This window comes from Nocardia vinacea, from assembly GCF_035920345.1.
Classification (GTDB): domain Bacteria; phylum Actinomycetota; class Actinomycetes; order Mycobacteriales; family Mycobacteriaceae; genus Nocardia; species Nocardia vinacea_A.
The window spans coordinates 2495239-2507841 of the sequence record NZ_CP109149.1 but is presented as its reverse complement, the minus strand read 5'-3'; the positions used below and the strand labels follow the sequence as shown (position 1 = coordinate 2507841).

Annotated in this window: 6 protein-coding genes; 3 read left to right on the top strand and 3 right to left on the bottom strand. The window is 65.4% G+C overall.

Annotation, left to right across the window (positions count from 1 at the left end):
* Window positions 1-99 precede the first annotated feature (99 nt).
* Window positions 100-1227: a TetR/AcrR family transcriptional regulator gene (locus OIE68_RS11830; protein ID WP_327099426.1), complete on the top strand. Its 1128-nt coding sequence runs from the start codon at window positions 100-102 to the stop codon at window positions 1225-1227.
* Here the strand turns inward: OIE68_RS11830 and OIE68_RS11825 are convergent.
* Window positions 1204-2322 (bottom strand): TetR/AcrR family transcriptional regulator, encoded by a 1119-nt coding sequence (locus OIE68_RS11825; RefSeq protein ID WP_327099425.1) that lies wholly within the window; start codon window positions 2320-2322, stop codon window positions 1204-1206. The two genes, OIE68_RS11830 and OIE68_RS11825, sit on opposite strands and share 24 nt — an antisense overlap.
* A 553-nt stretch (window positions 2323-2875) precedes the next feature.
* Here OIE68_RS11825 and OIE68_RS11820 point away from each other — a divergent pair.
* Together OIE68_RS11820 and OIE68_RS11815 are read left to right on the top strand one after the other, a co-directional pair.
* On the top strand, window positions 2876-3940 hold the full coding sequence (locus OIE68_RS11820) for an alpha/beta hydrolase family protein (protein WP_327099424.1): 1065 nt from the start codon (window positions 2876-2878) through the stop codon (window positions 3938-3940).
* 144 nt (window positions 3941-4084) lie between these two features.
* Window positions 4085-4768: a hypothetical protein gene (locus OIE68_RS11815; RefSeq protein WP_327099423.1), complete on the top strand. Its 684-nt coding sequence runs from the start codon at window positions 4085-4087 to the stop codon at window positions 4766-4768.
* On the opposite strand, the gene OIE68_RS11810 is transcribed toward OIE68_RS11815, so the two are convergent.
* Both OIE68_RS11810 and OIE68_RS11805 read right to left on the bottom strand, forming a co-directional pair.
* The gene (locus OIE68_RS11810; protein ID WP_327099422.1) at window positions 4761-6152 is read right to left on the bottom strand and encodes a condensation domain-containing protein; all 1392 of its coding nucleotides are present in this window, start codon (window positions 6150-6152) and stop codon (window positions 4761-4763) included. The genes OIE68_RS11815 and OIE68_RS11810 overlap by 8 nt on opposite strands.
* Window positions 6153-6182: 30 nt before the next feature.
* On the bottom strand, window positions 6183-12596 hold the full coding sequence (locus OIE68_RS11805; RefSeq protein WP_327099421.1) for a type I polyketide synthase: 6414 nt from the start codon (window positions 12594-12596) through the stop codon (window positions 6183-6185).
* Window positions 12597-12603: the final 7 nt, after the last annotated feature.

Genomic DNA, 12603 nt, shown 5'->3' with positions numbered 1-12603 from the left:
CCGCCTCGCTCGTACTCAGTCGCACGTAGCATTGAGATGGTATCAACATTTGGATGGTATGCGCATCTGTAAACGAACAGAACGGTTGGTGGAGAACCGATGGGTCGTCAGAGCAGAGCCGCATTGCAGCAACGCAATCGCGACCGGGTCCTAGCGGCGGCCAAGGCGGAATTCGCCGAACGCGGTTTTCGCGGCGCGACCGTGGATGACATCGCCGAGCGTGCGGACCTCACCCGCGGCGCGGTGTACTCCAACTTCGCTGGTAAGCGGGCGTTGTACTTGGCGGTGCTGGCCGCGGAGGCCGAGGGGGCGCCGGAACTGCTGGATGGTCGCCCGGCGCGGACCCCGGTGGCGGCCATCGGCCGATTCGCCCGGACCTGGGTCGACCGGCTCCCCGGTTCGGCAAACTATCCGGTCGCCGGGGTCTCGCAGCTGCACTCACCGATGCTGGCGCACGACCTCATCCCCGAACTCGTCGTCGACGAATGTCTGCGCGGCTCGTTCGTGCAGCTGATCAAACTGGACGCCATCCTCCTCGGCTTGGCGCTGGCGGGCCTCGACGGCAGTGGCGGGTCCGTACTGCCCGGCCGTTGGCTCGGCATCGCCGAATCGGTGATCACTCTGCTCTACGGCGCGACCCAATTATCTTTCGTCGCACCGGAATTCGTGGACCGAGCGAAAGTGATCGCCGCATGCGAGCAGATGGTGCACCACCGGATCGACGACACCACCCGGGCTACGGCGGACACCGTCGCGGTGGCGGGCGTCGACGAACCTTGGACGCCACCGCCTTGCCGCGACCTGGTCCACACCGTGGCTGCGGATCTCTCGGGCGTAAACGTTGTTGCCGTACTCGGGATGAACAAGCTCGGCGCCGTCGCAGATATCCTGCGTGACCAGCCCAGCGGAGGTCGCACCACGATCGCGATGGCCACCGCTGACGGAACGGAGGTGGCACAGCTGGCTCGCCTCGCGGTCAGCGATATCAGCCGGTCGCTGCGCGCCGCATTTCCGTGCCCTGCGGTTCCCGGCATGCAGGTGGTTCTGGACGAATCCGGCAAACTCGCACGGGCGTGCGGGGTCGATATCGTCGATGACGACACCGAGAGTGCGGTCTACATCGACGGCGAACAGATCGTGGCGCGGGCGAAGGGCGCGGGTGCCTGTCAGGCGCTGGCGAAAACGTTCGGCACCCTCGAAGACTTACGCTCGGTCCGGAGCCGATGAGCTGGCGTATTCGGTTGCGGCGGCTTTACCTGCGCCCCGGCCCTCGGCCCGCGTCGTGATGCGGCCGTTCTCGACGAGGACCGCGAACTCGGAATTGTCGTCGACCCGGTCGAATCCGCATGCGGCCGCGAGTGTTCCGGCATCATCGACGATCACCTGTAGCCGAGGTAGCGCCGCGACCGGAAACGCATGGCGCAATGACCGGCAGATATCCGCGATCGCCAGCCGCGCCAGCGGTGCGAGTTCCGCGGGATGATCGCTCACCAGCGCCAGCGTGATATCGGTGTGCTCGGGCCAGATCGATAGCGCCGCTTCGATGGTGGCGATCCGGTGCATGCCGATGACGGCGATCAGGCCGTCGCCGTCGAGCCGAGCCGAGTCCGCGCGTACGCGATCGATGCAGCTCGGCGGTTCCCAAGGCTCGTCGACCCGAGTGACGCGCGCGTCGGTCGGGTACGGCGGGTTCGGCGTCTTCACACCGCCGAGTAGTGCGACCTGTTCGCATAGCGCGATGGCCCGTGCCGGATCGGTGAATTCGGGCGCGACGTAGGACAGCTGGGTCGTCCCGTACAGGATCGTCAGCACGGATTCGGCACTGGCGATGAAACCTTCCAGCGGTGCGGACGTGGGTTGGCTGATTGCCCTCAGCGATACGGCGAGCAGCAGCGCGTCGAGTGCGAGCAACTGTGCGAACGGCCGCCGGATCTGTTCGCTCATCAGGACTTCGGGTACGAAATCGACGCTGAGTGCGGGGGAGGTGAACTGCTCGTCCTCGCTGTACTCATACTGGCTCGACCGCGGCAGTTGCTCGAGCCAGGTGCTGGCGAACGCGCTGAGCGCGGCGGCCGGTGTGTCTGCCTTCGCGCCGGCGGCGGGCGCGGGAGCCTGTTCGGCTTCGTGTGCGAGCACCGCGAGATATAGCGCCCGTTTGCCCGGAAAATTGGAATAGACCGCACCCCGCGTCATATCCGCGCGCTCGGCGATGCCGTCGACCGTCGCGCCGCGGAATCCGCGCTGCGCGAACTCGGACTTGGCCGCGGCCAACACCTTTCTGCGGGTGGCGTCCTGCTGCTGTGCCCTCGTCAGACGAACCATCGGTCCCTTCGCTGTTCCCTTGCTTCCTGCGGCACCGCGCAGCGTACCGGTTCGATACTCGCGCGCGGTGCTGCGAATGGCGGAGATGTAGCTGGTGGCGCGGCGATCGTGCCCTGTTCGGCGTTGTCATGCTCATTCGGATGCGTCTATCATCCAAATGGTAACAACATCTCGACTGCCGATGTCCTCGCGCGTCAGTTGCCGCCGTCTGACCGCGGAGGGGATGGTCAGACGGCACCGGGCATAGGGTGCCCGCCGAGTGGATTGCGGTTCGCGTTGTGAGCTGTCCAGAACCGTGTTGTGCCAGCGCTTATCGCACCGACCGGTCCGTACGCGAGAGTCTGGAACTGTTGCGGGGCAAGGAAGCGCCCGCTGAACACAATCCGCGCAAGCACAATTTGTATCCGATGTAGTCGACCGTGTTTGTGGTGGATACCAGGTGGTTCGGCGGCGGCTGACGAGATCACCCAAATTCTGGCCGAGCGGTTCCGCGGCGGCGCGATCCCGGCTTACGTTCGGGCCGAACAGTGCCGCTTGCGATCGGAGGTGCGAGGTGTGCTGTGGCCCGCGTTTGGCCGCGCTGTGCACGGCCGCCGTCCTCGCGTGTTCGGGCGGTATCGCGCTCGCGGATTCCGCATCGGACTCGGACACGCCGATTCCGGTGCGTGCCTTGGCGACCGCGCGGCAGGCACCCGATGGGTCACGAATGCTCGCCGCGGCGCATGGTCCGGGGCGAGTACTCGATCTGACCGTGTATTCCGAGGCGATGGGGCGGACCGTTTCCATCGAAGTCCTTCCTGCGGTGGACAATTCGAAACCGGCACCCGTCTTGTATCTGCTCAATGGTTTCGACGGCGGTACTGATACCGGGGTCTGGAGCGACGGCAGCAATTGGCTCACCAAGACCGATGTCGAGCGGTTCTTCGCCGATAAGCAGGTCACAGTGGTGATGCCGGTCGGAGGCGGTGGCACCTTTTTCGCCGATTGGCAGGTGGACGATCCGGTGATCGGCAGGCAGCGCTGGACCACCTTTCTCACCGGGGAACTGCCGTCGATCATCGACTCGGCATTTCGCGGTACGGGCGCCAATGCCATTGCGGGGCTTTCGATGGCGAGTTCGGCGGTATTCCGACTCGCCATCGCCGCGCCCGGTCTCTACCGTGCCATCGGTTCCTATAGCGGTTGTGTGCGCACCAGTGACCTGCTGGGCCAGGCGATGGTGAATGCCGTTGTGACCGCTCGTCGCGGCAATCCGCTCAATCTGTGGGGTCCGCCCACCGATCCGGCGTGGGACGCCAACGATCCCTATCTACATGCCGACCAGCTGCGTGGTACGACCATCTACGTATCCACCGGCACCGGGCAGCCGGGACCGCTCGACACCCTGGACGGACCGGGTATCAATGCGAATCCGGTGAAACTCCTGGACCAAGTGTTCATCGGTGGTGTGTTGGATGCCATTACCGCGGGCTGTACCGAACAACTGCGTGATCGACTCCGGGAGTTGGCTATTCCGGCCACCTTCGATTTCCGGCGCACCGGCACGCATTCCTGGGGATATTGGCAGGAGGACTTGCACAATTCGTGGCCGGTATTCAGTGCGGCGCTGGGTCAATGAATAGCGCGGCGGCGGGAGTTGTGTGCGGACCACTGTCTGCAGTCAGGATATTTTGTGAATAGTCGCAGGGATATTGATTTTGCTCATCCGCAACTGCCGCAAGCGATTTGAATACTCTTCATATCGTCGCCGACAGGAGGACTTGTGCGCACCGCGTTCCGTGATCCCGGGATTCCCGATGGCGAGAAATCCGTGTACACCGTCGGTATCGCGGATCAGCCGCACCGATTCGAGGTGACCAGTGTGGTGGCGCACGAGGACGGCGGCTATCGCTCGACCGTCGAAATGCGCCCGGGCGACGGGGATCCGACGATCCGGATCGAACAGCGCTTCCAGCGGGTCGACGGCTGGCTGCGCGCGGAAGACTATCGCGCCGAAACCCGCTCCGGCAATACGGTGGTCTCCCGCGAGGACGCGCATTTCGTCGACACCACGCACCTACAGTTCGGCAGCGGTATATCGCCTTTCCCGTCGAATATCATGCCGCTCATCGGCGGTCTGACGCTGCTACGCGGGCTGGATTTCAGCGAGGGCGCGGTGGAATCGCTGGATCTGTGGCTGGCTTTCTCGGTGCATTGGCCGCTGGCGGCGCGGGTAGCGAAGCAGACGACCATCGATGTGCCCGCCGGACGCCTGAGCAGCTGGCCCGTCCACCTGCGGCCCGGCTTCGCACATGTGAACAGCTTCTTGGACAAGGTGATCGGAGGTCTCATACCGTCATCCATCGCACATTTCGACGCGGCCCCGCCACATCGGCTGGTGCGGTTCAGCTTCCCGACCGAGGCGATGCCCTCCGATCCACGCGGGCTGATGGAGTTGGTCACGTAGTACCGAGGACCGACGCGAATACCGCCCGCATCGCGGACACATAGCGATCCACCGATTCGTGCGCCACCGGGGTATCGGGATAGATGACGCTCAACGACGTCCCCGTCGGCAGCCGGTTGATCCACACCAGAACCTCTTCGGACGCAGCGCGATTGGCGTACACGCCGCCGCGCACCTCACCGAAGAATTCGTGCCCGATAAAGTCGCGCGCGTCCACATACGAGATCATCGGCGTCGACCAACCCGGCCCAGCCTTGATATCGGTATCGGCGGGCAGCAACTCCAGCACACGGTGAAATGACGTGGGTGCCAGCCGAATACCGTTTTCATAGGCCCGCTGCGCAATGGACACGGCGCGGGCGAAGCTGGAGGTGCCGATCGGGAAGGCCACCGGAACAAGTGACACATACCAGCCGACCGAGGCGCGCTCCGCCGGGGACGTGCGGGTGCTGATCGGTGTCATGCCGAAGTAATAGTCGCCGTCGACGAGTTCGCGTTCGGCCAGCGCCGCCGCAGCGAAGACGCCACCGACGAATTCGGCATCGTTCTCACGACAGATCTTTTCGAACCGCCGTGCGTCGTCCTCGTCCATTAAAGTGATACTGCGATGGGCGCTGCGGTTGTAGCCATCGGTTCGCTTACCGAGATCCAGAGGGAACGACGGCAATTCGCCGTCATTGCCGCGGATCAGCTCCAGCCATTTTCGAACGCCGTGCGAGGCGAGCGTCATCGCGGCGGTGTACTGGCGTTCCATGACGCAGTAGTCGAGATAGCTTGCGGCCGGGGGCAAGTCCTCGACGGCCGACCAGACCTGCTGGGCGTAGAGGTGGGCCAGGTCGAAACAGGACAGATATTGTCCGAGCCCGTCGGTGTGCAGATGGTCGACGGCCAGGTAAACCGTGGTCGACTCACCGTGCTCGATCGCGCCGAAGGTGAAGCAATCCCATTGGAACGGACCGGGTGTCGTCTTCTGCACATGTTCGCGGATGGCTTCGGCGTCATCGAGGCGGCCGTAGTCGATCGGCACGAAGTCGACTACATCGGGGGCGACCAGGTGCCGCCGCACCGTTCCATCGGAATCGATGGCGAACCAGGTCCGAAAGGTGTCGTGGCGCAGGAGGAATGCATTGATGACGCGCGTCATCGCATCCCGGTCGAGATTACCCATCGGTATCTCGGCCGTGACCAGACACAATCCGGAGTAGCGGAAGTCGGCGGCGGCGTGCCGATCGGCCAGGCGCAGATACTGCTCCTGCTGATGTGACGGCGGCGCGGGGTGGACGGGCGCCTGCGCGGCCCGCGTCACCGATTCCGGTGCGGCAACCCAGGTGACCAGCCGACCAGGGGCCGGGTTCCATTCGTCGATGAGCCCGAAATCGACCACAGCGATACCTCGATTCGTCGATAAGGGTGGTCAGTGCTGCGGTACGGCCGTCGTTGCCACGGCGCTCGATCCGTTCGCGGCCGCGGTGTCGTGTGTGGCCCCATTGGTCGCCGGCAGATCCGGAATCGGCTGTGGCTGGCCGGGCTCGGCGGCCAGAATCAACTCGGCCACCTTCGGACCGGCCTGTTCCAGGCTGAACGATCGACCCATCTGCAGCGACATCAGGTCTATGCCGAGGGCTTTGGTGACGCGGGCGCCCAGTTCCACCGCCATCAGCGAGTCCAGTCCGAGTTCGGGCACCGGCACCGTCATATCGATCGAATCCACCGGCACGCCCATGACCACGGCGAGTTCCTCGGCCATCTTGCGGGCAATGAACTGTCCACGCTTGGTTTCATCCATCTCGACGAGTTCGGACCGCAGCTGAGCCAATTCGGAGGTGTCCTTGGCGGAGGCCTTGGCCAGTTCGATGGTCCGACCGGTGCGGGTCAGCTGGGGGAAGGTCCCGGTGAGCTTTGCCCAGTCGGTGGGGATGATCGCCGCCCGCGTTTCGCCCAGTCGCAGTGTTTGTTCCAAATAGGCGGTGGCATCGGCCATATCGATCGGTCCGAAGCCGACCAGGTCGAGGTATTTGACGGCCGTTTCGTCGGCGGCCATCCCCCCGGTCGCCCCCGAAAGGTGGCCCCAGCCGATGCACAGCGCCCGCTCGCCGGCCCTGGACCACGCTTCGGCCAGCGCCTCGACCGCCACATTGGCCGCGCAGTAGTTGTATTGGCCGTAGATCCCGTACATCGATCCGCCGGAGGAATACAGCACGAACATATCCAGCCGGATACCCGCCTCGGTGACCGCACGATGCAGGGCGCGCGCACCATGCACCTTCGGCAGGTACACCTTGGCCAGTTGTTCGTGTTCCATCTGCTCGAGCCGGTTATCGGCCACCGAGCCGGCCGCGTGGAAGATGCCGCGCAGCGGGTGCTCGACGCTATGGGCGCGGGCCACTACATCGGCGACCGTGTCGGCGTCGGTCACATCGACCAGTTCCTCGATCACCTCGATGCCGACCGTGCGCCAAGCCTCGAGCTGCCGTCGCGCCTCCTGGGTACTCGCACCGCCCCGGCCGAGCAGAACCAGCCGGCGCGCGCCGCGCAGTACCAGCCAGCGACCGGTCGCCATCCCGAATCCGCCGAAGCCGCCGGTGACGAGATATGTTGCGTCGGAATGTATCTCGATTTCGGGCAGGTACGGCCGCACGGGCGGCTCCGGCGAATCCATGCGCAGTGCGATCCGGGCCGGCCGTGTCGATCGAATCACCTCCTCGAAGGCCTTGCCCACCTCCTCGGTCTCGAACATCAGGTACGGCAGCGGCCGATAGATCTCCGCGAGGACCTTCTCGTACACCCGCTGCAGCAGCTTTGCCAGCCGCTGCGGACGGACCGCGACGAGGCGGTCCAGATCCATCGAGTAATAGGCCACGTTCTTGTCGAAATTGGCCAGTTCCAGCAGCCCGCCGGTATAGATATCGGCCTTGCCGACCTCGACGATGCGCCCGAATTCGGCGACGGCATTGAAGTTCTGGCGCAGGATCTCCCCGGGCGCGCTGCTGAGCACCACCTCGGCCCCCTTGCCGTCGGTCAGGGCCAGCACATCGTCGACGAAGTCGAGCGACCGCGAGTTCACCGCGTGATCGGCGCCCAGGGCGAGGATATGTGCCCGCCGCTCATCGGAACTCGCCGTACCGATGATCCGCGCACCCAGTGCCTTGGCGACCTGGATGGCGGCCGTCCCGACGCCACCGGCGGCTCCGTGGATCAGTACCGTCTCACCTGGCTCCAATCGGGCCAGATCCAGCAGTGCGTATTCGGCGGTGCCGAAGGCGATGGTGCTGGTGCAGTATCCGGGGTCCGCATCGGGCGGCAGCGGAATGGCCAGCTGTCGATCGACGATCGCGAAGCGTCGCATCATGCCCTTGGCCGCGACGGCGACCAGGTCGCCGACGGATACGCCCGCTACCTCGGCGCCGACCCGCACCACGGCGCCGACGCCCTCCATACCGGGCACCGTACCGAAATACGTTGGTGCCAGCTCTCTTTCGCCGAGCAGGCCGATGACCTTGAGTGGATCCTTGTAATTCAGCCCGATGACCTGCATGCGGACCTCGACCTGATCGGGACCCGGTTCCGGGCGCGGGCACTGCCGCCAGGCCAGCGCCGACAGCAGCCGGGTTCGGGGGAGTTCGAGCTCGAAATTGGCCTCCGAATCGGTGAGCGGCTCCGGGGCATCGAGCACCTCGAGACGCTCCGACAGCGGTTTGGTCACCACGGGCACCCAGCGTTTGCCGTCGCGCAGCAGCACCTCATCGGCGTTGTCGTGCGAAAATGCCCCGGGCACAGCCAATTCCGCGAGCAGCTCGGCGATGGTGGTATCAGGCGAGACATCGATGAGTCGCCACCGCAAGGATGTCTGCTCGTTCAATAGCACCCGTCGCGCCCCGGCCAGCGCGGCCTGTCGAGAATCCGGCGCGATCGCACTGTCCGGCAATGTGAATGCGCGCTCGGTTACCAGGGTGACGTGGGCCGAACCGTCGCCGAAGACCGTCTGCGGCGCGCCGTCCGACGACGGTGGGTTGGCGAATTCGTGGACGGCGACCGCGATCCGCTTGAGCGTCCACAGGTCCGCGAGATCGTCCTCGACGGTACCGACGACCACACAGACGTGCAGCCGCTGCACTTCCGCCGTCCGAGCGGCCAGCAGGTGCGTCACCAGTTCCGCCGCAAGCTCCGGCCCGGCCGGATCGACCAGGTAGAGCCGCGATTCCGGGATCGCTTCCGCCAATTGCTCGGCGCGGCTGCTCTTTCCGATCGCGACGACCACCGTGGCAGCCGAACCGGTATCGCCCAATGCGGCCGGATCGATGGGTTCGCGCTGTTGCATGGTGTCGGCGTAATAGAAATCGGCCATGCGGTGCAGTGGGTCGTCGCCCGGCTTCAGCGCACCGATCTGCAGTCCGGTCAACCGCAGCACCAGATTCTCGTCACCGTCGAGCAGGTCTACATCGGCGCGCAGCCGCGCCCGCGGATCGCGGCGCGCGACGACCGTGATCTGGTCGGGAATCGGCGCGAGCAACCGGACCGCCGCCACCCCGACGGGCACCATAATGCCCTCATTGATCCGCTCGTCGGCGAACAGCAGCGCCGCGGTCTGCATCGCGGCATCGACTACCGCCGGATGCGCGAGATGTCCGGAGTCCGCGGCGATCGTGCCGTCAACCGTAGCGACCACGGCGTCCTTGCCGACCCGCACCGAGGTCACGCGCTGGAAGGCTGGGCCGTACTGCAGGCCCGCCGCCGCCAGGCCGGAGTAGAACATCTCCGGTTCGATGTCGATGCCGACATCGATGGTCGGAACGGTGGCTTTCGTCGGTGCGTGGCTGCCGGTCAGTGTCCGGCCGAACGAGTGCACGGTCCACGCCGTCCCGGTGGCATTGCGCGATCTGATCAGGAACCGTCCGCTGGACTCCTCGACGCTCAATGCCATGAGCGGCACATCCGGTGCGCCCATGATCAGTGGCGCGACGAACCGAACCTGTTCCAGTGCAACCCGTTTGACGCCCAACCTGGTAGCGGTCGCACTGAGCGCGGCATCGAGATATGCCGCGCCCGGCATGATCCGCACCCCGTTGACAACGTGATCGGCCAGCCAGGGCAGCAATTCCGGACCTACCTGCAACAGCCAGTCCGATCGGCCCTCCACATCCGGATCGCCGAGCATTGCGTAGCTGTCCGGAGTACCGAGCCTGGCCTGCTCGAAAAGCGGGAGCGTCGAATGCAACCGTGTCCGCTGCCACGGATAGCGGGGGAGCGGCACGTGTGCGGCGGCCGGACGGTCGGCCGGGAACAGCACCTCCTGATTCAGTACACCGGCCCCGTAGAGCCCGATCAGCGTGCGACGGATGCTGGCCGAATCCGGCTCCTTACGATCGAGCGTCGCAACCGTGGTGCCGGGTACATCCGCGTCGAGCAGCGCCTCGCGAATATTGCCCGACAGCACGGGATGCGGCCCGATCTCCAGGAATACCCGACTGCCCGCGGCGATCACCTTGGTGATGGCATCGAAGAACCGCACCGGCTGACGGACATTCGCGCACCAGTACTCGGCGTCCCACTCGGCGTTGGTGACGAGGTCGCCGGTCACGGTGGAATACAGCGGTACGCGCGGCGGCCGCGGCGACAGATCCGCGAGTTCCGTACGCAGCTCGTCCAGGATCGGATCCATCAATCGGCTGTGATATGGCACCTCCACACGCAGCCGACGCGCGAAAGCCGCATCCTCGGTGAGCTTTTCGGCGATCTCGTCGAGCCGGTCGACATCCCCGGACAAGGTGAGGGAGTTCCCGCTGTTGATCGCGGCGATATCCACGCGCGGATCGTCACCGACGAATTCGCGGGCCCGCTCGGGCGTCAGTCCGACCGCGAGCATGCCGCCCGATCCGGCGGTGGTCGCCTGCAATCGGGCTCGGTGATAGGCGACCCGGACGGCCTCCGGCAGCGTCAGCATCCCGCTCACACAGGCCGCCGACACCTCGCCCACACTGTGACCGACCACGGCGGCGGGCGAAATCCCGTATTGCGCAAGCTCATCCACCAAAGCGACCTGCACCAGGAAGTTGGCCGGTTGCGCCACCTCGGTGCTGGTCACACGCGACTCCCCCTCGGCCCGGAGCAGCTCCTCGATAATGGACCAACCCGAGACCGCGCAGAACTCCGCATCGATTCGCTCTGCGCTCTCGGCGAATATTCCACCGGCACAAAGCAATTCGCGCGCCATACCCCACCACTGCGGGCCCATACCGGAGAATACGAACACCGGCTCGTTGTTGTGTGAGACAACGGTGCGCACCGCGTCCCGGCCCGCGCCGGCGGCGTACTGCCGCAGATCCCTGACCAGGTCTTCGGTTTCGCCGACCAGGACGCCGGTGCGGTAGTGATGGTGGGCCAACCGCGTCCACGCGGCCTCGGCCAGGTGATCCGGATCGGCACCCGCGCTGATCAGGTCGGCGAAACGCCCGGCGAGGGCTCGAGCAGCACCGGTGCTGCGGGCCGAAATGGGCAGGATGCCATGATGGTGTCCCGGTTTCGGCGGTACCCGTTCCGCCCGGTACTCCTGCAGGATCGCGTGCGCGTTGGTGCCGCCGTATCCGAAACCATTGACCGCGATTGTCATCGGAGCGGCATCCGGCGCCAGCCGTTCGGCGTCCACCTGCACGCGCAAGCCCAACTCGTCGAACGGAATATCCGGATTGGCCTTGTCCAGCCAGCCCTGTGGCGGAATTGTGCGATGCCGAATCGCCAACGCCGCCTTGATCACACTCGCGACTCCGGCCGCGGCCTCGGTATGACCGAGTGTCGCCTTGACCGAACCGACGCCGAGAATGCTCGAACGTCCCGCCGGAGCACCGAACGCACGACCCAGTGCGCGCAATTCGACCGGGTCACCGACCAGGGTTCCGGTGCCGTGTGCCTCCACGTAGGTGATGTCGTCCGGGGACAGGCCGGCGCGCGTGCGTACCGAACGTGCCAGCGCTTCTTGGGAATCGGCGTTCGGCACCGTGATTGCCGTTGTCCGCCCGTCCTGATTGGAGCCCGTGGCCTTGACCACGGCGTAGATGCGATCACCGTCGCGCACCGCATCGTCGAGTTTCTTCAGCACCACCATGCCCGCGCCCTCGCCGCGGCCGTAACCGTCGGCGGCGGCGTCGAAGGATTTGCAGCGGCCGTCGGCTGCCAGGAAGCTGCCCTTGCACATCAGCACGAATGTCTCCGGCTGCAGCATCACATTCACGCCGCCCGCCAATGCCACCGTGCAGTCGCCGTTGTCGAGTGCCTGGCAGGCCAGATGGAAGGCGACCAGCGACGACGAGCACGCCGTATCGACGGTGAGTGCGGGACCGGTCAGGTTGAGTGCGTAGGAGATTCGATTGGACAGCATGGTGTAGGACGCGCTGGCCGGTGTGTGCATATCGGTGTGGAACAGCGCCGGACCCACCACGCCGATCACCGACTGGTCCACCACGAAGCCGCCGACGTACACGCCGACCGGTGCACCGGCCGCCTGGCCCGCCATGCCGGCGTCGTCGAGGGCCTCCCAGGTCACCTCCAACATCAGGCGCTGCTGTGGATCCAGCACCGTCGCCTCACGTGGCGAGATGCCGAAGAAGTCCGGGTCGAACTCCCATGGATCGATCGTCATGAAGGCGCCGTGCTTGGTGTAGCTGCGGCCCGGCGTGCGTGGATCCGGATCGTAGTACCGGCGGTAATCCCACCGGTCCCGCGGAATCTCGACGACACCGTCGCGCTTATCGACGACGAATTCCCAGAATGTATCGGGCGAATCTATTCCGCTCGCATATCGACAGCCGATACCAACAATAGCGATATCCGACACGCAGTTC